This is a genomic window from Metapseudomonas otitidis (assembly GCF_900111835.1).
Taxonomy (GTDB): domain Bacteria; phylum Pseudomonadota; class Gammaproteobacteria; order Pseudomonadales; family Pseudomonadaceae; genus Metapseudomonas; species Metapseudomonas otitidis.
The window spans coordinates 106,368-129,432 of the sequence record NZ_FOJP01000017.1 but is presented as its reverse complement, the minus strand read 5'-3'; the positions used below and the strand labels follow the sequence as shown (position 1 = coordinate 129,432).

The window sequence follows — 23,065 nt, the reverse complement described above, 5'->3', positions numbered from 1 at the left end:
GCTCCAGGGTCAGAGGGCGATGGATTCGAACGGCAGGTCGGCCAGCCGGGGCGGCTGCGGCGGGCGGTAGTCGCCATCGCCGGTGAGCTGGTGCAGCAGTGCCTCGCGTACCTGGTGGAAGTCATGGCCGGTGCGCTGGCGCGGGCGCGGCAGGTCGATCGGCACCACCTGCTTGATGCGCCCGGGGCGGGGCGCCATCACCACCACGCGGTCGGCCAGGTAGATGGCCTCCTCGGCGTCATGGGTGACCAGCAGGGTGGTGATGCGCTGGCGCGCGCGGATGGCCAGCAGCTCGTCCTGCATCTGCTGGCGGGTCAGCGCATCGAGGGCGCCGAAGGGCTCGTCCAGCAGCAGGATGCGCGGGCTCGCCACCAGCCCCCGGGCGATGGCCACGCGCTGGGCCATGCCGCCGGACAGCTGGTGCGGGTAGGCCCCCTCGAAGCCGCCCAGCCCCACCAGCTGCACGAACTGCTGGATGCGCCGGGCGCGCTCGCCCTGTTCCAGCTTCTCGTTGACCAGGCCCAGGCCGATGTTCTGCGCCACCGTCAGCCAGGGGAACAGGCGGTGCTCCTGGAACACGATGCCGCGTTCGCCACCGATGCCGCGCACCGGCTGGCCGTCCACCTCGATGCGGCCGTCGAAGGCAGTGTCCAGGCCCACCAGCAGGCGCAGCAGGGTGGATTTGCCGCAGCCGCTGGAGCCGACGATGGCGATGAACTCGCCCTCTTCGATATCCAGGCTGAAGTCCTGGATGGCCTGGAAATCCTGGCCATCCACCTCGAAGACCTTGCCGACCCCGGCGAAGCGCACCGTCGGCGCGCGGGTCGTGGCGGGTGGCGACACCCGGTGGAATGCGTTCATGCGGTTCTCCAGCGCGTCGCGCGCGCTTCGATGCGTTGTCCGAGGGTGCCCAGCAGCGCGCCCACCAGGCCCACCAGGACCATGGCGGCCATCACCTGGTCCATGCGGAACAGCTGCTGCGCGCCGAGCATGTAGCTGGCGATGCCGCCGTCCGAAGGCATGAAGTACTCGGCACCGATGGTGCCCAGCCAGGCGTAGATCAGCCCCAGGCGCAGGCCGGCGAAGATCGCCGGTGCCGCCCCCGGCAGCACCAGCAGGCGCAGGCGCTGGCCCAGGCCGAGGCGCATCACCTGCGCTGCCTCGCCGAGCTGCGGCGAGAGCGCCAGGACGCCGCGCTGGGTGGCGATGAACAGGGGGAAGAAGGCCGCCAGGGCGACGAAGGCCAGCTTGGCCGCCTCCCCCAGGCCGAACCAGGCGGTGAGCAGCGGCACCCAGGCGAAGATCGCCACCTGGCGCAGGGCCGAGAGGCTGGGGCCGGCGAAGCGCTCGGCACGGGCGGAGAGCCCCAGCAGCAGACCCAGCGCCAGCCCCGCGCCGCCCCCCAGCGCCAGGCCTGCCACGGTGCGCTCGAGGCTGGCACCCATGGCCGTGGGCAGGCTGCCATCCAGCAGCCCCTGGTGCAGGGCACGCAGCACCTCCAGCGGGGAGGCGAGGATATTGGCGTCGATCCAGCCCAGGCTGTTGCTGGCCTGCCACACCGCCAGCAGCACCAGGGGCAGCACCGCCGCCTGCAAGCGCTGCCAGCCCCGCAGGTGCGGGCCGCGCGGGCGCTCGGCGGTGGCCGGGTGCGGCCAGAACAGCAGGCGGGCGTCGAGCAGGTTGATGCCGCGATCCATCAGCGCGCCCACCAGGCCGATCACCAGGATGCAGACGAACACCAGGTCGAGCATGAACAGCTGGCGGCCCCAGACCATCAGGTAGCCGATGCCCTCGCTGGAGGCCAGCAGCTCCACCGCCAGCAGCGAGGTCCAGCCGGTGGCCAGGGCCAGGCGCAACCCGGCCATGAAAGCGGGCAGGGCAGCCGGCACGACCAGGCGCCAGGCCAGCAGGTGCGGCGGCAGGCGCAGCACCGCCGCCGCCTCGCGCAGGCGTGGCTGGGCATCGCGCACGCCGGCCAGGGTGTGCAGGGTCACCGGCACCACCACGGCCTTGACCAGCACCACCAGCTTCAGCGCCTCGCCGATGCCGAACAGCAGCATGAACAGCGGGATCCACGCCAGGGTGGGGATCTGCGCCAGGGCCATGAAGCTCGGGTAGACCAGTGCCTCGGCCCGCCGCGACAGCCCCAGCCAGGTGCCCAGCAGGGTGCCGGCGGCGACCCCGAGGGCAAAGCCCAGCAGCAGCCGCTGCAGGCTTATCCACAGGTGCGCCCAGAGTTCGCCGGAACCGAATTCCACCGCGCTCTGCCACACCAGCGCCGGAGACGGCAGGATCTGCCCGGACATCCACTGGCCCCGCGCGGCCAGCCACCACAGCAGCAGGAGCGCGGCGGGCAGGGCCCAGGGCAGCAGCACGGCACCGACCCGGGGGCGTCGGCGCACGGCTGGCAGGGGCAGGGTGGGGAACGGCGTCTGGATCGTGCTCATCGGGTCTCCCGGCGCGCCATGAATATTTCCCGGAGGCATAAGAAGCGCTGGCTTCTGCTGTTCCAGGGATAAGAAGGGCTATTCATAGGGAGCGGCGAGGGAGGGCGGCAAATGCATTTGCCGAATATTTTCCATGCGCGCGGCGCATACCGGCCTGGCGGGTGCGGCAGTGCTGGCTTAAGCATCCAGGGAATAAGTGAATGAGTTTTTATTATTTAATTTGCCGTTCAGCCTGTGGATAAGGTGCCGCCATCGACCTTATCCACAGGAGCCCCGCCATGTCCCTTTCCCTGCCGCGCCTCATCGGGCGCTTCGCCCCCGCCTTGCTGGCGGGCTGGCTGGGCACCTTCGCCCTGCCTGCCCAGGCAGCCGCCCCCAGCACCCTGCGCATCGCCGTGCCCGACCTCAGCGCCGGCAGCGAACACAGCGGCGGTGGCGTGGTGGACGTGCTGCGCAGCCGGCAGATCCTCGAACAGGAATTCGCCGCCGACGGCATCCGCGTCGAATGGCTGTTCTTCAAGGGCGCCGGCCCGGTGATCAACGAAGCCCTGGCCAACGGCCAGGTGGACTTCGCTTACCTCGGCGACCTGGCCGCCATCATCGGCAAGGCCAGCGGCCTCGACACCCGCCTGCTCAGCGCCACCGCCCGCGACGTGAAGAGCTACCTGGGCGTGGTGCCCGGCTCGGGAATCAAGACCCTGGAGGACCTCAAGGGCAAGCGCGTCGCGGTGTTCCGCGGCACCGCCAACCAGTTGTCCTTCGCCAACGCGCTGGCCAGCCGAGGCCTGTCCGAACGCGACTACAAGGTGATCAACCTCGACTTCAACGCCGCCAACGCCGCCCTCGCGGCCAAGCAGGTGGATGCCTCCTGGGGCCTGGCCGGGCTCATCGCCCTGCGTGAGAAGGGCCTCGCCGAACTGCCCCTGAGCACCCGCGACCTGGGTGGCGCCGGCAGCACCCAGGCGGTGCTGGTGGGCACGGGCGCCTTCGTCCGCGACTACCCCGAGATCACCGCGCGCCTGGTCAAGGCCCAGCAGCAGGCGGTGGAGTGGCTGCGCGACGAAGACCACAAGCAGGCCTACGTCGAGCTGGTCTCGCGCCTGGCCAGCTACCCGCCGGTGATCCTCGGCACCGACCTCAAGGACGACAGCTTCCACACGATCTTCGACCCGCGCCTGGATGCCGACTTCCTCGCCCGCCTGCAGAAGGGCGTCGACTTCGCCGCCGAACAGCGGCTGATCCGCAAACCCTTCCAGGTGAGCGACTGGGCCGAACCGCGCTTCCTCGATGCCGCCCTGGCCGAGCACGCCCAGGCCTCGCGCTGAACTCCGATTCGCAGGGTGGGCTTCAGCCCACCGACGGAGTCGCGGTTGGCCCCGATCGTGGGGCGGCGGGCCGCCCGCCAGGCGCATGGGCACCGCCCGTAGGATGCGGTGAGCTGTGCGAACCGCATCGAGCCCGAGGCGCCCGGCCATGATGGGCTTCGCACAGCTTCAGCCCACCGACAGGTACCCCCACGGGCCGCGTCCGTCAGGCGCTCTGGCGTTCTGGCGCTGCGTCGGCCTGGTCCCGCTCGACGATGATCTCGATCAGCGCCCGCGCCGCGGGGGAGAGGCGGTAGCCGGTGCGGGTGACGATGCCGCAGCGGGCGGAGAGGCTGTCCAGGTTCTCCGGCAGGTTGCGAAAGCCCAGCAGCGCCAGCTCGCCGCGCTCCAGGTGGGGCGCCAGGGTTTCCAGCATGGCCAGGCCCACCGCATCGGTCTGGCTCACCACCTGCACCAGCGCGGGTACGTGCTCGCATTCCACGTTGAGGCTGAAATCGGCCTTGCCGCTGAAGCCGGCCAGCAGCTTGCGCACCCCGGCCGGCAACCGCGTGGCGGCCAGCGGGTAGTCGAACAGGTCGTTAGTGGAGAGGCTGTCCTTGGCCAGCAGCGGATGCCCCGCCCGGCAGAAGAAACGCCCCCGGCGCGGGCTCAATTCGCGGGTCTGGAAGTTCGGGTCGGTCTCGAACTGGCGGATGTCGGCGATGAAGAACTCGATCTCCTCGCGCGCCAGCAAACGGCCCAGGGTCTCCCAGTTGTTCACCTCGAAGCGCGCATTCACCCGTGGATGGCGGCGGATGAACGCTGCCAGCGCATCCGGCACCAGGCTCGCCGCTGGCGCCGGGCCGCAGCCGAAGTGCAGCTCGCCGGCGTCCAGCTTGGTCATCTGGTTGATCTCGTGCACCAGGTTGCTGGCGCCCTGCACCAGGCGCAGCGCGTGCTGCAGCACCACCTGGCCCTCCGGCGTGGGGCGCAGGTCCTTGTTGCCTCGGTCCACCAGCTGGCAGCCCAGCGCCTGCTCCAGGCCCTGGATGCTGCGGCTGAAGGCCGGCTGGGTGATGCCCATGGCATCGGCCGCGCGGACGAAGCTGCGGTATTCGATCAGGGCGACGAAGTAACGGAGTTGGCGCAGGTCCATACATGCTCTTCCGGCATCGAAAATATAGGGCGAAGGCATTTGCCGGCCTCTGGGGGCTGGTTTTAAATGCAGGCTCTTATTCCGTCAACGAAGCTTAAATAGATAAATAAGATTTAAATGGAATAAGCATATGGCCCAGCCCAGAGGGGGACCTGCACCATGAAACCGCTTGCCATGCCCATCGCCTTGCCGCCGTGCCCGTGCCCCATGTCCGTCCGGATGGGGTGTCGCTGAGGCACCGTCCCAGCGGCTGAGCGCCCCGCGCCGCGCCGCACTCCCTGAACACCGCGCTGCCGTTGCCCGCCTGGGTGACGTGGCCCCGCTCGGCCCGGCGCCGGGCCCGATGCCAAGGAACCGATCATGAGAAACCGCCGTACCGCCTTGCGACCGCCCTTCACCCTGCGCCGCCTCGACGCCAGCCTGGCACTGCTGCTGGCCTTCGGCAGCGCCCCCGCCTGGGCCGCCGAGCGGCCTGCCGACAACCCGAAGGCCGAGGAGGACGTGGCCCTGCAGAAGGTCACCGTCACCGCCCGTCGCCGTGAGGAAAACGCCCAGGACGTCCCCACGCCGATCACCACCCTGGGCGGGGAAAACCTCGAAGCCCAACGCATCTACAAGGTGCAGGACCTGCAGCAGGTGCTACCCAGCGTCAACGTCGCGTTCATTCATGCGCGGCAATCCAGCGTCGCGGTGCGTGGCATTGGCAACAACCCGGCCAGCGACGGCCTCGAAGGCAGCGCCGGGGTCTACCTCGACAACGTCTACCTCGGTCGCCCGGGCATGGCCGTGTTCGACTTGCTGGACATCGAGCAGCTGGAGCTGCTGCGTGGCCCCCAGGGCACCCTGTTCGGCAAGAACACCACCGCCGGCGTGCTCAACATCAGCACCCGCGCCCCCACCTTCAGCCCCGAGCGCACGGTGGAGGTTTCCGGCGGCCAGGACGGCTACTTCCAGGCCAAGGGCACGGTCAACGGCGCCCTCACCGACACCCTCGCCGCACGCCTGTCGGCCTACCGCACCCGCGACGACGGCTTCATCAAGAACATCCACACCGGCGACGACCTCAACGGTGGCGAGCGCCAGGGCGTGCGTGGGCAACTGCTGTTCAAGCCCAGCGACGACTTCAACCTGCGCTGGATCAACGACTACAACGAGGAGGATTCCAGCACCGGCACCATGGTCGTCTACGGCGCGCCGGCGCGTTACTGGCAGCGTGCGGCACTGGTGGGCGCCTCGCCGGTGCGCGACCCGGACGACAAGAAGGTCAACATCGACGGCCGCCAGAACGTCAGCGTGCACCAGGGCGGCAGCTCGGTGGAGGCCAACTGGAACCTCGCCGGCGGCTACACGCTGACCTCCATCAGCGCCTACCGCTACTGGCACTTCACCCCGGCCAACGACGAGAGCCTCAACGTACCGGCGCTGCTCAACACCGGCGTGGAAGTGCACGACCGCCAGTTCTCCCAGGAGATCCGCCTGGCCTCGCCCACCGGCGGCGCCTTCGACTATGTGGTCGGTGCCTACGTGTTCAACCAGAACCTCGGCAACAAGACCTTCACCGACTACGGCTCCCGGGCCGACCTGTTCCTGCTCGGCGCCAACCTCAACGCCTTCAACAACGTCAGCACCCAGGCCAACGGCAAGATCGAGACCGACAGCTACGCGCTGTTCGCCCAGGGCACCTGGCACCTCACCGACCGCCTCGACTTCACCGCCGGCCTGCGCGGCACCTACGAGGAGAAGGACGCCAAGGTCGAGCGTTTCGCCCCGGTGGGCGGTGCTGCCGTCAGCGGCCAGGCCGCCGCCATCCGCGCGGCGCAGCTGGGCGCCTACGACTCGGGCGACCTCAGCCTGCACAACGCCGCACCGTCCTTCCTGCTGAACCTGGCCTACCGGTTCGACGATGACCTGCTGGGCTACGCCTCCCTGGCCCATGGCGAGAAGTCCGGCGGGGTGAACCTGGCGGTGGGCTCGGCCCCGGTGGCCGGTGCCGACTCCCTGGTGGTCGGGCCCGAGCGCGCCAACGACGCGGAGCTGGGCTTCAAGAGCACCCTGCTGGACAACCGCCTGCAGCTCAACGCCAACCTGTTCTGGACCGGCATCCACGGCTACCAGGCCACCACCCTGTACCAGGCGCCGGGCTCCACCAACGTCGTGCAGGTGCTGGCCAACGCCGGCAGCGTGCGCTCGCGCGGCCTGGAGTTCGAAGCCACCGCGCTGCCCTTGCGTGGGCTGACCCTGCGCTTCAACGGCTCCTACAACGACGTCACCTACCTCAGCTTCAAGGACGCCCCGTGCCCCGGCGAGGTGAGCACCGCCCCCGGCGCGCCGGCCACCTGCGACCTCACCGGCGAGCGCGTGGTCGGCGCCTCGAAATGGATCGCCAACCTCAGCGGCGAATACAAATGGCAGCTGGAGAACCGTATCGAGCCCTACCTCACCGCCAGCTACGCCTACCGCTCCGAGGCCGAAGGCACCCTGGACAACTCCGACCTTTCCAAGATCGACGGCTACGGCCTGGTCAACCTCTCGGCCGGCGTGCGCCGCGACCTGGGCGATGGCCAGGTGGACGCCTCCATCTGGGTGCGCAACGCCACCGACACCGACTACTACCTGAGCGCCTTTGCCTACCTGAACGGCGCCTACACCGCCTCGGTGGGTGCCCCGCGCACCGCCGGCGTTTCCCTGCGCTACGACTTCTGACCCCCAGCACCACCCACCCAACGCGAGGACCGCACCATGAGCAACGCAGCACTGGCCACCCAGCAGCCCGAGATCCAGCTGGACATCCACCCCATCGCCGGACGCATCGGCGCCGAGATCCGTGGCATCAGCCTCTCCGCCGAGCTGGACGCCGCCACCGTCGACGCCATCCAGGCCGCCCTGGTCCGTCACAAGGTGATCTTCTTCCGTGGGCAGACGCACCTCGACGACCAGGGCCAGGAGGCCTTCGCCAAGCTGCTCGGCGACCCCGTTGCCCACCCCACCGTGCCGGTGCGCGAAGGCACCCGCTACCTGCTCCAGCTCGACGGCGCCGAAGGCCAGCGGGCCAACTCCTGGCACACCGACGTGACCTTCGTCGACGCCTACCCCAAGGCCTCCATCCTGCGCAACGTGGTGGCCCCGGCCGCCGGCGGCGACACCGTCTGGGCCAACACCGCCACCGCCTACAACGACCTGCCGGGCGAACTGCGCGAGCTGGCCGACAAGCTCTGGGCCATCCACAGCAACGAATACGACTACGCCGGCGTGCGCCCCAACGCCCCGGTGGAAAAGCTGGAGGAGTACCGCAAGGTGTTCACCTCCACCGTCTACGAGACCGAGCACCCGGTGGTGCGCGTGCACCCCGTCAGCGGCGAGCGCAGCCTGCTGCTGGGGCATTTCGTCAAACGCCTCAAGGGCCTGTCCCAGTCCGACTCGGCGCACCTCTTCGCCGTCCTCCAGGGCTACGTGACGCGCCTGGAGAACACCGTGCGCTGGCGCTGGCAGCCCGGTGACGTGGCCATCTGGGACAACCGCTCCACCCAGCACTACGCCGTGGACGACTACGACACCCAGCCGCGCATCGTCCGCCGCGTGACCCTGGCCGGCGACGTCCCGGTGGGCATCGACGGCCAGCGCAGCCGCACCACCCGCAAGGGCTGACCCCGCCACCCTCCGCCGGGCGACGCTCGTCGCCCTGCGGCTCCCCGGTCTCGTTCGCGATCAGCGCCTGCATCGCGGTTGAACCACCTCCACACCCCTGTCACGCATCGATGCGGTTCGCACAGCTCACCGCATCCTACGGGCCTGCTCCGTCCGTAGGATGGGCTGAGCTGTGCGAAGCCCATCGTTGTGGCTGGCTGCGGATCTGTGGTGTGCACCTCGCTTCACCGATCCCCGCCGTAGCCCGGACTTCAGTCCGGGGAGGCCCGCTCCCGACCTCGGGGCTGACGCTTCGCGGTTGAAACCGCTCCCACTTGCACGGGCGTATTTGATGAATGCCGTGCAGCTTCCCGGGCGAAGCCCGGGCTACGGGAGCCCCTGCTGTCACGCATCGATGCGGTTCGCCGAGCTCACCGCATCCTACGGGCCTGCTCCGTCCGCAGGATGGGCTGAGCTGTGCGAAGCCCATCGTTTAGGTGGATGGCTGCGTATCGGTGGTGTGGGCCCCGCTTCACCGGCCCACCGCCGGGGCCACCTGCAACACCGTTGGTGGACGTAAACGCGACGACGTCCATCCCAAACCGTCGCCTGCGCGGTCTGTCGATGCCTTCCCGGCATATTTTCAATGCCGCTAAAGCATCTTTTTTTAAAATTCTTTATTAATCAATTGGTTAGAAATTTATATTCCTTAATGTAATTACAAAATCATTAAAAATTACTTTATGGGATAAGCGTCCGAACCAATCATTCCCGCCGTGGCCGACCGCTCTGGATCGGCCCTCACGCGGCCCAGCCGCCCGTTTTCGTTCACCGGCCCCGGCCGGTTTCTTCAACCAGGAGTCCTGCCGATGGGCAATGTCCTCAAGGCCGACAGCGCAAGTGGCCTGCCGTGGCCTGATGTGCGCGCGCCGGGTGAGGTGCGCGACCTGGGCGTGCAGGTGCGCCAGGCGCTGGCCGCCTCCCGCTTCCGCAGCGGCCAGGCCCGCGTGCTCGGTCGCCGCGAGGCGTGGCTGCTGGGGGCCTTCGCCCTGGTGCTGCATGCCGGCGTCCTCTACTGGGTCAGCAGCAAGCCCACGCCGCCGCTGCCCGAGGTGCCGCCCCAGGTGCCGCCGATGACCATCGAATTCACCACACCGGCCCCGCCCGTGGTGGAGCCGCCACCCCCTGAGCCACCACCCCCGCCGCCGGTCGTCGAGCCCCCGCCGCCGGTGGTCGAGGAGCTGGCGGTGAAACCGCCGCCGCCCAAGCCGGTGCCCAAGCCGAAACCCGTGCCCAAGCCCGCGCCGAAACCGGCTCCCAAGCCGGTGGATGCTCCGCCGCCGCCGAAGGTTGAGGCCCCGCCCGCGCCGCCGGCCCCCCCGGCTCCGCCCGCTCCGGCTCCGGTCACGCCGCCCTCGGCCAACGCCGGCTACCTGCGCAACCCGGCGCCGGAGTACCCCGCCTTCGCTCAGCGCCGTGGCTGGGAAGGCACGGTGCTGCTGCGGATCCATGTGCTGGCTAGCGGCTCGCCCAGCGAGGTGCAGGTGCAGAAGAGCAGCGGCCGCGACCTGCTCGACGAGGCGGCGGTCAAGGCCGTCAAGCGCTGGACCTTCGTCCCCGCCAAGCGCGGCGACGTGGCCCAGGACGGCTGGGTCAGCGTGCCCATCGATTTCAAACTGAACTGAATACCGGCGCCCTGCGCCCTGTGAGGACTGCACCATGGACCTAATCAGCAACCCCTTCGGCTCCGTCGAGCACCTGGTCATCTGGCTGCTCATCGGCTTCTCGGTCGTCACCTGGGGCCTGGCCCTGGTCAAGGCCATCCAGTTCGCCCGCCTGAAGCACCGCGACCGCCAGTTCCAGAAGCGCTTCTGGAGCGCCACCAGCCTGGACAGCGCCGCCGAGCTGGTGCAGGGCCATGGCGGGGCCGTAGCCGATGTGGCCCGCGCCGGCTTCGCCGCCCTGCAGGTGCCCGGCGGCCAGCCCGGTGACCTGAGCCAGGCGATCAACCACCAGGACCGCCTCGAACGCGCCCTGCGCCAGCAGATCCAGCGCCAGCGCCGCGCCCTCGAGTCGGGCCTGGCGGTGGTGGCCTCCATCGGCTCTACGTCGCCCTTCATCGGGCTGTTCGGCACCGTGTGGGGGATCATGGAGGCGCTCAAGGGCATCAGCCTGGCCGGCTCCGCCAGCCTGGAGACCGTGGCCGGCCCCATCGGTGCGGCGCTGGTCGCCACCGGGGTGGGCATCGCCGTCGCGGTGCCGGCGGTGCTGGTTTACAACTACTTCCTGCGCAGCCTCAAGCTGACCGCCGCCGACCTCGACGACTTCGCCCACGACTTCTACCTGCTGGCCCAGAAGAGCGCCTTCAGGCTGATCGTCAGCCCCGCTCCGGCCCGTGCGGCCGGCGCTGTGAAGGAGGCGTCCTGACATGGCCTTCTCCACTCAGGACAGCGACGAGGTCCTCTCCGAGATCAACGTCACCCCGCTGGTGGACGTGATGCTGGTGCTGCTGGTGGTGTTCATCGTCACCGCGCCGCTGCTCACCAACGCCATCCCCATCAACCTGCCCAAGACCGAGGCCGTCGCCCCGCCGGACCAGAAGGACCCGCTGGTGGTGAGCATCGATGGCGAGGGCAAGGTGTTCATCAACAAGGACGAGATCCAGCCCGACCTGCTGCAGGCCAACCTGGAGGCCGCCAAGGCCAAGGACGCCGAGCTGCGGGTGCAGCTGCAGGCCGACGACAAGGTGGACTACGGCGCGGTGGCCAAGGCCATGGCCTCCATCGAGCGGGCCGGGATCACCAAGCTGGCGGTGATCACCGCTCGCTGAAGGATTGGCTGCCCGCCTTCAGGCAGGGGGCGGGCGGCCTTTTTTATGACCACGCGGGGCCGGTGCGCCCTGTAGCCGGCCCGACCGCGCTCACCGCCCCGGCGGAGGGGCAGAGCGGTGGGGCGTGGCCCTCAATCCTCCACCTCGAAGAACGCCGGCGGCACGGCATCGGCCAGCCACACGCCGTTGTCCGCCCGGTAGAAACGATGCCCGGCCTGGTGCATGCGTGCGGCGGCGATGCGCAGCAGCACCGGCTGGCCGTAGCGGGTGCCGACGGCGATGGCGGTGTCGCGCTGGTCCGAGAGGTGCACATGGTGGCGGCGGCCGGGGCGCAGGCCCTGGGCGCGGATGGCGTCCATGAAGCGCGAGGCGGTGCCGTGGAAGAGGTGCTCCGGCGGCACCTGCTCGGCGTAGTCGATGGCCACGCCGGTGGCGGTGTGGCCCTGGGCGGCGCGGATGCGCTGGCCGTCGTCGGAGAGGCTGAAGCGCTTCTTGTCGTTGCTCGCCACCACCTCCAGCACCTGCTCGCGGTCGATGGCCTGGCCAGTGGCGCGGGCGAGGCGGATGAGGGTGTCGAGGTCGGCCCAGCCTTCGCGGTCCAGGGTCAGGCCGATGGCGCCGGGCTGGTGGCGCAGGAGGTAGCTGAGGTACTTGCTGAGGGTGGTAAGGCGTTTGTCCATTCGGGGTGGGGTCGTGTCGTCCATGGGGCGGCCATTTTAAAGGCAGTCACCGGTCGGCGGCAGGGGGATCGTCCCTAGTCAGGTCTATTTGATAAGCATTATCATCTCGCTCCCTTCCTGGCCCCGCCGGCTTCTCCATGCCCGACCAGCCCCTCCCGCCGACCCTTGCCGAGGCCGAGCGCGCGAAAGCCGCGCCGCGCGAGGTGCTGCTGCGCACCTTCCTCGCCGAGCGCTCGCGCATGGAGGCGCTGGTGAATCGCCAGGTGCGCTGCCGGGCCACGGCGGCGGACCTGGTGCAGGAGCTGTTCCTGCGCTTCTGGCGGCGGGCCGACGCCCAGGTGGAGGACCTCGCCACCTACCTGCTGCGCAGCGCGCGCAACATGGCCATCGACCACCTGCGCAGCGAGGGTTCGCGCTCGCGTACCGAGGCCGGCCTGCTGGCCGAGCAGCACCTGCCGGAGCCCGCCGACCCGGAGGCGGCCCTGGCCGCCGGACACGACCTGCGCCACGTGCAGGCAGCCCTGCGTGCGCTGCCCGAACGCACCCGGCACATCTTCCTGCTCAACCGCATCCACGGCCGCACCTACGGCGAGATCGCCCAGGCCATGGGGCTGTCCCAGAGCGCGGTGGAAAAACATATGATGCGCGCCTTGGAGGCCTGCAAGGCCAGCCTGGCGGAGCCCACCGCCGGCCCATCGCCCGGGAGCGCGACCTGATGAAGCCCGATCCACAGCGGCCGCCAGCGGCCAGCCCTCGCCAGAGCGCCGTCGAACAGGCGGCCTGGCTGTGGGCGGGGCGCATGCAGGACGATCCCGACGCCGGCCAGCGCGAGGCCTTCGAGCGCTGGCTCTACGCCGACGTCCGCCACATCGATGCCTACGCCCAGGCCGAGGCGCTCTGGCGCCGCACCTGGCCGGCCGCCGCGCTGCTGGCGGACGAGGAGGCGGACCAGCTGCGCCAGTACCTGGCGCCGCGTCCCGTGCCCTCGCAACGGCGCGCCCGCTGGGGTGGCGTGCTGGCCATGGCCGCCAGCCTGGTGCTGATGGTGTGGGCCGGTGGCTGGCACCCGCTGGACCGCCTGCAGGACCTGGGCGCCGACTACGTGTCCGCGCCGGGGGAAGTGCGCACCCTCACCCTGGCCGACGGCTCCCGGGTGGTGCTGGATGCCGACAGCGCCCTCAGCGTCGACTACCGCGCCGATGAGCGCCACGTGGTGCTGCACCGGGGCGGTGCCTACTTCCAGGTCACCCATGGCGAGCCGCCCTTCGTGGTGGAAGCGGCCGGGGGCGAGGCGCGCGTGCTGGGCACCCGCTTCGGCGTGCGCCTGCAGCTCGGCGGCGCACGGGTCACCGTGGAGCAGGGGCGGGTGGGCGTCCGCGCCCGGGCGGATGCCCCGCAGCAGGTGCTCACCGCCAACCAGCAGGTGCGCTACCTCGACGGCCGCGGGGGTGAGGTCTACCCGGTGGATGCCGAGGCCCAACTGGCCTGGCGCCAGGGCCGGCTGACCTTCTACAAGACGCCGCTGGCCGACGTGCTCGACGAGCTGGGCCGCTACTACCCGGGCCGCATCCTGCTGCTGGACACCGACCTCGCCGGGCAACGGGTCAGCGGCAGCTTCCCCAACAACGACCCCCGCGCCGTGGTGGATGCCCTGGGCGCCGTGCTCGGCTTCCAGCGCCACGAAGTGCTGGGCCGGGTGATGGTCCTGCGCTGAGCTGTCAGCCGCATTCCGCTGCCCTTCCTTCTCGCGTCTCCGCCGCCTGTCGGTCACGGCAACGCCGTGGCCTGTGGAAAACCGTCTGCGCCGTTCCGACGTCGCCTGCCGCCTGTGGAAAAAAACTTCAGGGCAGGGGTGAGGTGTTCCCGCTCGGCATCCGTGTAGGGGTGATGGAATGCGATTTATTCGCAACGAGAAGCCACAGCCAGGGGTACGCCTTACATGAATCACAGCTCATCGCGGTTGCAGCGCGGCGCCTTCAAGCGCCTCGGACTGGTCTCGGCCCTGCTCGCCCTGGGGAGCGCACCCTGGGTGCCCCAGGCCCTGGCCGAGGCCCCGGCGGCGCTGGCGCGGGAGCAGGTCTTCGCCATCGAGGCGCAGCCCCTGGCCCCGGCCCTGGCCGCCTTCACCCGCAGCACCGGACTGGCGGTGGTCTACACCCAGGCCCTGCCGGAAGGGCGCAATGCGCCGGCCGTGAAGGGCCGGATGAGCGCCGAGCAGGCCCTGGCACGCCTGCTGGCCGGCAGCGGTTTCAGCTTCACCGAGGCGGCGCCGGGCACCCTGACGCTGGTGCCGGTGGCCAGCTCCGACGCCCTCGACCTGGGCGCGGTGAACGTCGACGGCACCCGCCAGGCGGAAGGCGCCGCCAGCTACCAGCCACCGCCCACCACCCGCCTGGCCCGCAGCGACACCCCGCTGCTGGACATCCCCCAGGCGGTGGCCGTGGTCCCGGCGCAGGCGCTGGTGGACCAGCAGCCACAGAACCTCGACGACGCCCTGGCCAACGTCAGCGGCATCACCCAGGCCAACACCCTCGGCAGCACCCTGGACGCGGTGATGAAGCGCGGCTTTGGTGACAACCGCGACGGCTCCATCCTGCGCGACGGCATGCGCACCATCCAGGGCCGCAACCTCACCGCCAGCGCCGAGCGCGTGGAAGTGCTCAAGGGCCCGTCCTCGATGCTCTACGGCATCCTCGACCCGGGCGGTGTGATCAACGTCATCAGCAAGAAGCCGCAACTGCAGGCCTACCGCGCCATCACCGCGCGCGCCTCCACCTACGGCGACGGCAAGGACGGTAGCGGCGGCACCCTCGACGTCACCGGCCCGCTGGGGGATTCCGGCCTGGCCTACCGGGTGATCGCCGACTACGACGACGCCGACTACTGGCGCAACTTCGGCCACAGCCGCGACAAGACCTTCGCCCCGTCCTTCGCCTGGTACGGCGAAGACACCACGGTGAACCTCAGCTTCGAGCACCGCGAGTACAGCACCCCCTTCGACCGCGGCACCATCTTCCTCAACGGCAAGCCCCTGGCGGTGCCCGCCACCCGCCGCCTGGACGAGCCCTACAACGTCACCGAGGGCCGGTCGGACCTGATGATCCTCGACCTCGAACACCAGCTGAACGAGGCCTGGAAGGCCCACTTCGCCTACAGCTACAACCGCGACACCTACGACGACTACCAGGCGCGGGTGCAGAGCCAGAATCCCAACGGCACGCTGCGGCGCCGCCTGGACGGCACCCGGGGCGCGGTGAGCACCGAACACTTCGCCACCTTCGACCTGGACGGCCAGGTGCAGCTGGGCGGCATGCAGCACGACCTGCTGATGGGCGTGGACCACGAGTACCGCAAGTTCTTCCGCGAGGACCTGATCCGCCAGAACACCAGCCTCGGCTTCAACCCCTGGAACCCGGTCTATGGCCAGGTACCGGTGCCCACCACGGTGGCCGCCGGCGACAGCGACCAGACCGACCGCGTGGTCAGCCAGTCCGCCTTCTTCCAGGACTCGGTGCACCTCAACGAGCAGTGGATCTTCATCGCCGGGGCCCGCTACCAGCTCTACGACCAGCTCGCCGGCCGGGGCCGCCCGTTCAAGAAAAACACCGACATCGACGGCCAGCTCTGGGTGCCCCGGGTCGGCCTGGTCTACAAGATGACCGACGAGCTGTCCCTCTACGGCGGCTACACCGAGTCGTTCAAGCCCAACTCCACCATTGCGCCGCTGACCGGCACCGCGTCCATCAACGGTATCGCCCCGGAGGAGGGCAAGAGCTGGGAACTCGGCGCCAAGCTGGACATGCCCGGCCGCATCACCGGCACCCTGGCGCTGTTCGACATCGTCAAGGAGAACGTCCTGGTGACCCAGAACGTGACGATCGACGGGAAATCCGACACCGTCGCCAGCGGAGCCGGTGAAGTGCGCTCACGGGGCATCGAGCTGGATGTGACCGGGCAACTGACCGACAACCTCAGCCTGATCGGCACCTACGCCTTCACCGACGCCGAAGTGACCCGCGACCCCACGCTCAAGGGCAATGCGTTGCAGAACGTCGCCCGTCACACCGCTTCGCTCTCCGCCGTCTACGACTTCGGCCCGCTGTTCGACGGCGACCGCCTGCGTGCCGGCCTGGGTGGCCGCTACGTCGGCGACCGCGAGGGGGATGCCGAGAACACCTTCGAGCTGCCGCATTACACTGTCGCCGACGCCTTCGCCAGCTACGAAACGCCCCTGGGCAACGACAAGCGCCTCAAGCTCCAGCTCAACGTGAAGAACCTCTTCGACAAGACCTACTACAGCTCCTCGGTGAACCAGTGGAACGTCTCCATCGGCGACCCGCGCCTGGTGCAGCTCTCCAGCACCCTGGAGTTCTGAGTACCGGTCCACTCCGCATGGTGGACCGGTGAAGTGGGGTCCACCCTTGTATCTCGACGACTGCCCCACCGCAGCGGATCGTTAACCTGGCCGTAACGATCCGCCGCCGGGCTTGATTGATGACCAGCCGGTCGCGCTCCTAAGGTTCGCTCCACGACAGCGGAACCCGTGGAGCCACCATGACAACAACACCCACCTCCCCGCCGCAGTGGTCGCGTCGGCGCGCGGAAAAGCAGCGCCGCCTCGACCGCGTGCGCCACCTCGCCGATGGCGCGGTGCTGCCCGGCGAGCGTATCGTCGAGGCCCTCGAAGCCCTGATCGCCCCCGGCGACCGGGTGGTGCTCGAAGGCAACAACCAGAAGCAGGCGGACTTCCTCTCCCGCGCCCTGGCCAAGGCCGACCCCGGCCGCCTGCACGACCTGCACATGATCATGCCCAGCGTCAGCCGCGCCGAGCACCTGGACCTGTTCGAACGCGGCATCGCCCGCAAGCTGGACTTCTCCTTCGCCGGCCCGCAGAGCCTGCGCATCGGCCAGCTGATGGAAGACGGCCTGCTGGAAGTCGGCGCCATCCACACCTACATCGAGCTGTACTCGCGGCTGGTGGTGGACCTGATCCCCAACGTCACCCTGGTGGCCGGCTTCATGGCCGACCGCGAGGGCAACCTCTACACCGGCCCCAGCACCGAGGACACCCCGGCCCTGGTGGAGCCAACGGCCTTCTCCGACGGCATCGTCATCGCCCAGGTCAACCAGCTGGTGGACGATGTGCGCGACCTGCCGCGCGTGGACATCCCCGCCTCCTGGGTGGACTTCGTGGTGGTGGCCGACAAGCCCTTCTACATCGAGCCGCTGTTCACCCGCGACCCGCGCCATATCAAGCCGGTGCACGTGCTGATGGCGATGATGGCGATCCGCGGCATCTACGAGAAACACAACGTCCAGTCCCTCAACCACGGCATCGGCTTCAACACCGCCGCCATCGAGCTGATCCTGCCCACCTACGGCGAGTCCCTGGGGCTGAAGGGCAAGATCTGCCGCAACTGGACGCTCAACCCGCACCCGACGCTGATCCCCGCCATCGAGACCGGCTGGGTGGAAAGCGTGCATTGCTTCGGCACCGAGCTGGGCATGGAGGGCTACATCGCCCAGCGCCCGGACGTGTTCTTCACCGGCCGCGACGGCTCCCTGCGCTCCAACCGCATGATGTGCCAGCTGGCCGGGCAGTACGCGGTGGACCTGTTCATCGGCGCCACCCTGCAGGTGGACGGCGACGGCCATTCCTCCACCGTCACCCGGGGCCGCCTGGCCGGTTTCGGCGGCGCGCCGAACATGGGCCACGACCCGCGCGGCCGGCGCCATTCCACCCCCGCCTGGCTGGACATGCGCGCCGAACCCGAGGCCCTGCTGGCGCGCGGCAAGAAGCTGGTGGTGCAGATGGTCGAGACCTTCCAGGAAGGCGGCAAACCCACCTTCGTCGAGACCCTCGACGCCGTCGACGTGGCCCGGAAGACCGGCATGCCCCTGGCACCGATCATGATCTACGGCGACGACGTCACCCACCTGCTCACCGAGGAAGGCATCGCCTACCTGTACAAGGCGCGCTCCGATGAGGAACGCCGCGCCATGATCGCCGCCGTCGCCGGGGTCACCGCCATCGGCCTGCGCCATGACCCCAGGGACACCGAGCGCATGCGCCGCGAAGGGCTCATCGCCCTGCCCGAGGACCTCGGCATCCGCCGCACCGACGCCAGCCGCGAACTGCTCGCCGCCAAGAGCATCGCCGAGCTGGTGGAGTGGTCCGGCGGCCTCTACAACCCGCCCGCCCGTTTCAGGAGTTGGTGATGAGCGCACTCACGTTACGCGACGCCGACCTGCCCCTGGCCGACTGGCTGGCGGACCGGGCGGTGGACGCCCTGATCGACGAGGCCGACCTCACGCCCAAGCCGGGCCTGGTGGACCGGCGCGGCAGCGGTGCCCACACCGACCTGCACCTGGGCCTGATGCACGCCTCGGCGCTGTCGCTCTGGCCCTGCTTCCGGCAGATGGCCGAGGCTGCCCTGCAGCACGGCGAGGTCGGCGTGCCCCTGCGCGAAGCCCTGGGCCGCATTGGCCGCGAAGGCGAGGCGGCGATGCTCGCCACCACCGCCGGGGTCAACACCCACCGGGGGGCCATCTGGGCACTCGGCCTGCTGGTGGCGGCCTGGGCGCTGGAGCCCGACAGCCGCGACGCCCGCGCCATCGCCCTGCGGGCCGCGCGCATCGCCCTGATCGACGACCCGGCCGCCCCCGCGCCGCGCAGCCACGGGGCCGAGGTGTGCCGTCGCTACGGCGTGCGCGGTGCGCGGGAAGAAGCACAACTGGGCTTCCCCGCCGCCCTCGACCACGGCCTGCCACAGCTACAGCGCAGCCGCGCGGCCGGAGCCGGCGAGCAGAACGCCCGGCTCGATGCGCTGCTGGCGATCATGGCCGAGCTGTCCGATACCTGCGTGCTCTGGCGCGCCGGCCCGGAGGGGCTGCAGGCCACCCGCGACGGTGCCCGCGCGGTGCTCGCCGCCGGGGGCGCCGCCAGCCTCGCCGGGCGCCGTCAGCTGCGCGCACTGGAGGCGTGCCTGCTGGCCCTCAACGTATCCCCGGGCGGAGCCGCCGACCTGCTGGCCGCCTGCCTGTTCCTCGATCAAGCCGGGAGCCTGTGACATGGAAACCCTGACCTTCGAATTCCCCGCCGGGCAACCCGCTCGCGGCCGCGCCCTGGTGGGCTGCGTCGGCTCCGGCGACCTGGAAGTGCTGCTGGAGCCCGGCCGTGCCGGCACCCTGGCGATCCAGGTGATCACCTCGGTGAACGGCAGCGGCCCGCGCTGGACGCAGCTGTTCCAGCGCCTCTTCGCCGGCCAGCAGCTGCCGGCCCTGAACATCGACATCCACGACTTCGGCGCCACGCCGGGGGTGGTGCGCCTGCGCCTGGAGCAGGCCCTGGAGGAGGTGGCCCATGACTGATACCGCCCGCCTGCTGGCGGCCCGCAGCTTCGTTGAACTGGGCGCCCGCCAGCGCGCCCGTGCGCTGCTGGACGCCGGCAGCTTCCGCGAGCTGCTCGGCCCCTTCGATCGCGTCATGTCGCCCTGGCTGGTGCAGCAGGGCATCGTGCCCCAGGCCGATGACGGCGTGGTGGTGGCCAAGGGCAGCCTCGACGGCCGCCCCCTGGTGATCGCCGCCATCGAGGGCGCCTTCCAGGGCGGCAGCCTGGGCGAGGTCGGCGGCGCCAAGATCGCCGGCGCCCTGGAGCTGGCGGTGGAAGACAACCGCCAGGGCATCCCCACTGCCGCCGTGCTGCTGCTGGAAACCGGCGGCGTGCGCCTGCAGGAAGCCAACCTGGGGCTGGCCGCCATCGCCGAGATCCAGGCCGCCATCGTCGCCCTGCGCCAGCACCAGCCGGTGGTGGGCGTGATCGCCGGGGCCGTCGGCTGCTTCGGCGGCATGTCCATCGCCGCCGGCCTGTGCAGCCACCTGCTGGTGACCCGCGAGGCGCGCCTGGGCCTCAACGGCCCCCAGGTGATCGAGCAGGAAGCCGGCATCGAGGAGTACGACGCCCGCGACCGGCCCTTCATCTGGAGCCTCACCGGTGGCGAACAGCGCCACGCCTGCGCCCTGGCCGACGCCTACGTGGCCGATGACGTGGCGGCCCTGCGCGAGGCCCTGGCCGGCCTGTTGGCGGCCGGTGAACCCGCCGCCCCGCGCTGCCGCCGCCCCGATGAATTCCTCGCCCGCCTGGCCCGGCTGGGGGAGGACTGTGACCAACTGGACGCCGCCCAGGTGCGCGCCCTCTACCAGGGAGAGCTGCAATGAGCCGAGGACTGAACTGGCTGCACGGCCTGGCCGGCGGCACCCCGCTGGCGGACTTTCCCGCTTCGGTGCAGGTGATCGACGGCGAGGTGGGCAGCCGCGCCGCGCGCTTCATCGCCGTGGTGCCCGACCCGCGCAATCCCTTCCCCCGCGCCCGTAACGGCGAGGTGGGCCTGCTGGAAGGCTGGGGCCTGGCCAAGGCCGTGGATGACGCCATCCAGGCCGATGCCGGGCGTGCCGACAAGCGCGTGCTGGTGGCCGTGGTGGACGTGCCCAGCCAGGCCTACGGCCGCCGCGAGGAAGCCTTGGGCATCCACCAGGCCCTGGCCGGCGCGGTGGACGCCTACGCCCGTGCCCGCCTCGCCGGGCACCCGGTGATCGGCCTGCTGGTGGGCAAGGCCATGTCCGGCGCCTTCCTCGCCCACGGCTACCAGGCCCAGCGGCTGATCGCCCTGGACGATGCCGGGGTGATGGTCCACGCCATGGGCAAGGCCGCCGCCGCGCGCATCACCCTGCGCAGCGTCGACGAGCTGGAAGCCCTGGCGGCCAAGGTACCGCCCATGGCCTACGACCTGGACAACTACGCCTCCCTCGGCCTGCTCTGGGAGCGCCTGGCTGTGGATAACCCCGACAGCCCCGGCGCCGCCGACCTCGACCGGGTGCGCGACTGCCTAGTGCGCGCCGTGGCGGACATCGGCACCGGCACCGACCTGTCCAACCGCCTGGGCGCCGTGAACCGCGCCGCCTCCTCGGCGGTGCGTGCCCAGTTGCGGGCGCAGTGGTAAGGCCCGGTCGAGCGCCCGCCATGGACCGCCTCCAGCCACACGACCTGCTCTGGGGCCTGGCCCCGGACCAGCTGCCCGCCGAGGCCCCGGCCTGGGCGCGGCAGGTGCTGGCCGCCGGGCAACCGGTGGTGGTGCGCCGTGCGTGCTGCCCGGCGGGCCAGGTGGCCGTGGGGGTGCGTGGCGCCACCCGCGCCGAGCGTTTCGCCGCCTGCATGCCGGTCGCCGCCGTGCAGCGACGCCTCGCCCCCGAGCAACTGCGCCTGCGCGCGCCGGGGGAACTGCCGGCCCTGCGGGCCCTGGCCCAGGTGACGCCCTTGATGGACGCCCTCGGCCTGCCCTGGGGCCCCACTGGCGGGGTGGGCTACCAGCTCGCCACCTGGCGCAACGTGCTGCACGCGGAGAGTGACCTCGACCTGCTGCTGCGCACCGCCGAGCCCCTGCCGCGCGCCTGGGCGCGGGAGCTGCGGGTGCTGTTCGAAGACCTGCCCTGCCGCGTCGACCTGCAACTGCAGACCCCCCAGGGCGGCGTGGCCCTGCGCGAGTGGGGCGGCAGCGCCCGCCGTGTGCTGCTCAAGTGCGATGCCGGCGCGCGGCTTGTGGATAACCCCTGGCAGCCCCTGGAGGACGTGGCATGAGCAGCCTGTTCGCCTTCCCCGGCCAGGGCGCCCAGCAGCCCGGCATGCTCCAGGCCCTGCCGGCAGCGCCGGAAGTGCGTGCCTGTCTGGACGAGGCCGCCGAGGTGCTGGGGCAGGACCTGGCCCGGCTCGACAGCGCCGAGGCCCTGCGTTCCACCCGTGCGGTGCAGCTCTGCCTGCTCATCGCCGGGGTCGCCAGCGCCCGCCTGCTGCTGGCGCGCAGCCCGGCGCCGGACTACGTGGCCGGGCTGTCCATCGGTGCCTACCCGGCGGCGGTGGTCGCCGGCGCCCTGGACTTCGCCGATGCCCTGCGCCTGGTGGCCCTGCGTGGCGAGCTGATGCAGCGGGCTTATCCACAGGGCTACGGCATGACCGCCCTGCAGGGGCTGGACCTGACCACGGTGGAAGGGCTGCTGGCCGAGGCCGAGGGCCCGGTGTTCATCGGCAACCTCAACGCCGACAACCAGATCGTCATCGCCGGCAGCGACGCCGCCATGGCCGCCGTCGCCGAGCGGGCCCGCGCCCTGGGGGCCGGCCTGGCGAAGCGCCTGGCGATGAGCGTGCCGTCCCACTGCCCGCTGCTGGAAGCGCCGGCCCGTGAACTGGCGGCGGCCTTCGCCGAGGTGCCGCTGCGGCGCCCGGCGATCCGCTACCTCAGCGGCACCACCGCGCGGCCGATCCACGACCCGGAGCGCCTGCGCGACGACCTCGCCTTCAACATGTGCCGCGTGGTCGACTGGCACGGCACCCAGCGCACCGCCTATGAGCGCGGCGTGCGCCTGTTCATCGAGCTGCCCCCCGGCGCCGTGCTCAGCGGCCTGGCGCGGCGGGTGTTCGAAAAAGGGACGGTAATCGCCTTTCAGGGCGCCCGCCTGGATACGCTGGACGCCCTGTTGCGCCAGGAGGTGGAGCACTCCCGATAAACGCCGTGCAACTCGAAGGATAAAAACAAGCCACTTCGACCCGAACACGAGGACAACAACAATGATCATCTACGGTGTGGCCTTCCTGGCCCTGTGTACCCTTCTCGGCCTGTTCATCGGCGAACTCCTGGGCAAGCTCCTGGGCGTTCCCGCCAACGTCGGCGGTGTCGGCATCGCCATGCTGCTGCTCATCTTCGTCGGCAGCGCCCTGCACAAGCGCGGCCTGATGGGCGCCAAGAGCGAGCAGGGCGTGGAATTCTGGAGCGCCATCTACATCCCCATCGTGGTCGCCATGGCCGCCCAGCAGAACGTGCTCGGCGCGCTGTCCGGCGGGCCCATGGCGATCCTCGCCGGCATCGCGGCGGTGGTCCTCGGCTTCGCCATGGTCCCGGTGCTGGACCGCCTCGGCCAAAAGAAGCCCGACGCGGCAGCCGCCGCTGATGCCCTGAAGCCTGCGCAACGGTGA

At 70.4% G+C, this 23,065-nt stretch carries 21 protein-coding genes; 17 read left to right on the top strand and 4 right to left on the bottom strand.

Annotated elements, in window-relative coordinates; translation table 11 throughout:
• Positions 1 to 9: 9 nt before the first annotated feature.
• Positions 10 to 861: an ABC transporter ATP-binding protein gene (locus BM198_RS21970; RefSeq protein WP_074972400.1), complete on the bottom strand. Its 852-nt coding sequence runs from the start codon at positions 859 to 861 to the stop codon at positions 10 to 12.
• On the bottom strand, positions 858 to 2,447 hold the full coding sequence (locus tag BM198_RS21965) for an ABC transporter permease (RefSeq protein WP_083422454.1): 1,590 nt from the start codon (positions 2,445 to 2,447) through the stop codon (positions 858 to 860). The genes BM198_RS21970 and BM198_RS21965 overlap by 4 nt, the downstream gene beginning before the upstream one ends.
• A 278-nt stretch (positions 2,448 to 2,725) precedes the next feature.
• On the opposite strand from BM198_RS21965, the gene BM198_RS21960 reads away from it, so the two are divergent.
• Positions 2,726 to 3,772, top strand: coding sequence for an ABC transporter substrate-binding protein (locus BM198_RS21960; protein WP_074972397.1), 1,047 nt, complete (start codon positions 2,726 to 2,728; stop codon positions 3,770 to 3,772).
• 205 nt (positions 3,773 to 3,977) lie between these two features.
• On the opposite strand, the gene BM198_RS21955 is transcribed toward BM198_RS21960, so the two are convergent.
• Complete coding sequence (locus tag BM198_RS21955; protein ID WP_044404533.1) at positions 3,978 to 4,907, bottom strand: LysR family transcriptional regulator; 930 nt, start codon at positions 4,905 to 4,907, stop codon at positions 3,978 to 3,980.
• Positions 4,908 to 5,267: 360 nt separating this feature from the next.
• Between BM198_RS21955 and BM198_RS21950 the strand changes: the two genes are divergently transcribed.
• The 5 genes from BM198_RS21950 to BM198_RS21930 all read left to right on the top strand — a co-directional run bounded on the left by BM198_RS21950 (position 5,268) and on the right by BM198_RS21930 (position 11,361).
• Complete coding sequence (locus BM198_RS21950) at positions 5,268 to 7,610, top strand: TonB-dependent receptor (RefSeq protein WP_074972395.1); 2,343 nt, start codon at positions 5,268 to 5,270, stop codon at positions 7,608 to 7,610.
• 36 nt (positions 7,611 to 7,646) lie between these two features.
• Entirely contained in the window at positions 7,647 to 8,552 is a 906-nt protein-coding gene (locus tag BM198_RS21945) for a TauD/TfdA dioxygenase family protein (protein ID WP_074972393.1), read from the top strand.
• Positions 8,553 to 9,400: 848 nt separating this feature from the next.
• A complete protein-coding gene (locus tag BM198_RS21940) occupies positions 9,401 to 10,216 on the top strand; it encodes an energy transducer TonB (RefSeq protein WP_074972391.1) in 816 nt (271 codons plus the stop codon).
• Between the two features lie 34 nt (positions 10,217 to 10,250).
• Positions 10,251 to 10,958 (top strand): MotA/TolQ/ExbB proton channel family protein, encoded by a 708-nt coding sequence (locus tag BM198_RS21935; protein WP_074972388.1) that lies wholly within the window; start codon positions 10,251 to 10,253, stop codon positions 10,956 to 10,958.
• Position 10,959: 1 nt separating this feature from the next.
• A complete protein-coding gene (locus BM198_RS21930; RefSeq protein WP_044407112.1) occupies positions 10,960 to 11,361 on the top strand; it encodes an ExbD/TolR family protein in 402 nt (133 codons plus the stop codon).
• Positions 11,362 to 11,492: 131 nt separating this feature from the next.
• On the opposite strand, the gene BM198_RS21925 is transcribed toward BM198_RS21930, so the two are convergent.
• A complete protein-coding gene (locus BM198_RS21925) occupies positions 11,493 to 12,041 on the bottom strand; it encodes an RNA 2'-phosphotransferase (protein WP_074972386.1) in 549 nt (182 codons plus the stop codon).
• Between the two features lie 137 nt (positions 12,042 to 12,178).
• Here BM198_RS21925 and BM198_RS21920 point away from each other — a divergent pair, with 137 nt between their 5' ends.
• The 11 genes from BM198_RS21920 to madL all read left to right on the top strand — a co-directional run bounded on the left by BM198_RS21920 (position 12,179) and on the right by madL (position 23,065).
• Positions 12,179 to 12,757, top strand: coding sequence for an RNA polymerase sigma factor (locus tag BM198_RS21920; protein WP_083422453.1), 579 nt, complete (start codon positions 12,179 to 12,181; stop codon positions 12,755 to 12,757).
• Positions 12,757 to 13,755, top strand: a complete 999-nt coding sequence (locus BM198_RS21915) for a FecR family protein (RefSeq protein WP_074972384.1) — start codon at positions 12,757 to 12,759, stop codon at positions 13,753 to 13,755. The genes BM198_RS21920 and BM198_RS21915 overlap by 1 nt, the downstream gene beginning before the upstream one ends.
• A gap of 225 nt (positions 13,756 to 13,980) precedes the next feature.
• Positions 13,981 to 16,416 (top strand): TonB-dependent siderophore receptor, encoded by a 2,436-nt coding sequence (locus tag BM198_RS21910; RefSeq protein WP_083422452.1) that lies wholly within the window; start codon positions 13,981 to 13,983, stop codon positions 16,414 to 16,416.
• 179 nt (positions 16,417 to 16,595) lie between these two features.
• Complete coding sequence (gene mdcA, locus BM198_RS21905; protein ID WP_074972382.1) at positions 16,596 to 18,260, top strand: malonate decarboxylase subunit alpha; 1,665 nt, start codon at positions 16,596 to 16,598, stop codon at positions 18,258 to 18,260.
• Positions 18,260 to 19,111: a triphosphoribosyl-dephospho-CoA synthase gene (locus tag BM198_RS21900; protein ID WP_074972380.1), complete on the top strand. Its 852-nt coding sequence runs from the start codon at positions 18,260 to 18,262 to the stop codon at positions 19,109 to 19,111. The genes mdcA and BM198_RS21900 overlap by 1 nt, the downstream gene beginning before the upstream one ends.
• A gap of 1 nt (position 19,112) precedes the next feature.
• The gene (locus BM198_RS21895; protein WP_044407138.1) at positions 19,113 to 19,412 is read left to right on the top strand and encodes a malonate decarboxylase subunit delta; all 300 of its coding nucleotides are present in this window, start codon (positions 19,113 to 19,115) and stop codon (positions 19,410 to 19,412) included.
• A complete protein-coding gene (locus BM198_RS21890; RefSeq protein WP_074972377.1) occupies positions 19,405 to 20,259 on the top strand; it encodes a biotin-independent malonate decarboxylase subunit beta in 855 nt (284 codons plus the stop codon). The genes BM198_RS21895 and BM198_RS21890 overlap by 8 nt, the downstream gene beginning before the upstream one ends.
• Positions 20,256 to 21,041, top strand: a complete 786-nt coding sequence (gene mdcE, locus BM198_RS21885) for a biotin-independent malonate decarboxylase subunit gamma (RefSeq protein WP_074972375.1) — start codon at positions 20,256 to 20,258, stop codon at positions 21,039 to 21,041. The genes BM198_RS21890 and mdcE overlap by 4 nt, the downstream gene beginning before the upstream one ends.
• Positions 21,042 to 21,061: 20 nt before the next feature.
• Complete coding sequence (locus tag BM198_RS21880) at positions 21,062 to 21,676, top strand: malonate decarboxylase holo-ACP synthase (protein ID WP_074972373.1); 615 nt, start codon at positions 21,062 to 21,064, stop codon at positions 21,674 to 21,676.
• A complete protein-coding gene (mdcH, locus tag BM198_RS21875; protein ID WP_074972371.1) occupies positions 21,673 to 22,599 on the top strand; it encodes a malonate decarboxylase subunit epsilon in 927 nt (308 codons plus the stop codon). Before BM198_RS21880 ends, mdcH begins: the two co-directional genes overlap by 4 nt.
• A 61-nt stretch (positions 22,600 to 22,660) precedes the next feature.
• A complete protein-coding gene (gene madL, locus BM198_RS21870) occupies positions 22,661 to 23,065 on the top strand; it encodes a malonate transporter subunit MadL (protein WP_044407152.1) in 405 nt (134 codons plus the stop codon).

Coding starts and splice junctions, on each gene's coding strand:
- BM198_RS21965 (WP_083422454.1), bottom strand. CDS start 2,447: ATGAGCACGATCCAGACGCCGTTCCCCACCCTGCCCCTGCCAGCCGTG.
- BM198_RS21925 (WP_074972386.1), bottom strand. CDS start 12,041: ATGGACAAACGCCTTACCACCCTCAGCAAGTACCTCAGCTACCTCCTG.
- BM198_RS21945 (WP_074972393.1), top strand. CDS start 7,647: ATGAGCAACGCAGCACTGGCCACCCAGCAGCCCGAGATCCAGCTGGAC.
- BM198_RS21915 (WP_074972384.1), top strand. CDS start 12,757: ATGAAGCCCGATCCACAGCGGCCGCCAGCGGCCAGCCCTCGCCAGAGC.
- BM198_RS21935 (WP_074972388.1), top strand. CDS start 10,251: ATGGACCTAATCAGCAACCCCTTCGGCTCCGTCGAGCACCTGGTCATC.
- madL (WP_044407152.1), top strand. CDS start 22,661: ATGATCATCTACGGTGTGGCCTTCCTGGCCCTGTGTACCCTTCTCGGC.
- BM198_RS21910 (WP_083422452.1), top strand. CDS start 13,981: ATGAATCACAGCTCATCGCGGTTGCAGCGCGGCGCCTTCAAGCGCCTC.
- BM198_RS21880 (WP_074972373.1), top strand. CDS start 21,062: ATGGACCGCCTCCAGCCACACGACCTGCTCTGGGGCCTGGCCCCGGAC.
- BM198_RS21955 (WP_044404533.1), bottom strand. CDS start 4,907: ATGGACCTGCGCCAACTCCGTTACTTCGTCGCCCTGATCGAATACCGC.
- BM198_RS21930 (WP_044407112.1), top strand. CDS start 10,960: ATGGCCTTCTCCACTCAGGACAGCGACGAGGTCCTCTCCGAGATCAAC.
- BM198_RS21940 (WP_074972391.1), top strand. CDS start 9,401: ATGGGCAATGTCCTCAAGGCCGACAGCGCAAGTGGCCTGCCGTGGCCT.
- BM198_RS21900 (WP_074972380.1), top strand. CDS start 18,260: ATGAGCGCACTCACGTTACGCGACGCCGACCTGCCCCTGGCCGACTGG.
- BM198_RS21970 (WP_074972400.1), bottom strand. CDS start 861: ATGAACGCATTCCACCGGGTGTCGCCACCCGCCACGACCCGCGCGCCG.
- mdcE (WP_074972375.1), top strand. CDS start 20,256: ATGAGCCGAGGACTGAACTGGCTGCACGGCCTGGCCGGCGGCACCCCG.
- BM198_RS21960 (WP_074972397.1), top strand. CDS start 2,726: ATGTCCCTTTCCCTGCCGCGCCTCATCGGGCGCTTCGCCCCCGCCTTG.
- BM198_RS21895 (WP_044407138.1), top strand. CDS start 19,113: ATGGAAACCCTGACCTTCGAATTCCCCGCCGGGCAACCCGCTCGCGGC.
- mdcA (WP_074972382.1), top strand. CDS start 16,596: ATGACAACAACACCCACCTCCCCGCCGCAGTGGTCGCGTCGGCGCGCG.
- mdcH (WP_074972371.1), top strand. CDS start 21,673: ATGAGCAGCCTGTTCGCCTTCCCCGGCCAGGGCGCCCAGCAGCCCGGC.
- BM198_RS21920 (WP_083422453.1), top strand. CDS start 12,179: ATGCCCGACCAGCCCCTCCCGCCGACCCTTGCCGAGGCCGAGCGCGCG.
- BM198_RS21890 (WP_074972377.1), top strand. CDS start 19,405: ATGACTGATACCGCCCGCCTGCTGGCGGCCCGCAGCTTCGTTGAACTG.
- BM198_RS21950 (WP_074972395.1), top strand. CDS start 5,268: ATGAGAAACCGCCGTACCGCCTTGCGACCGCCCTTCACCCTGCGCCGC.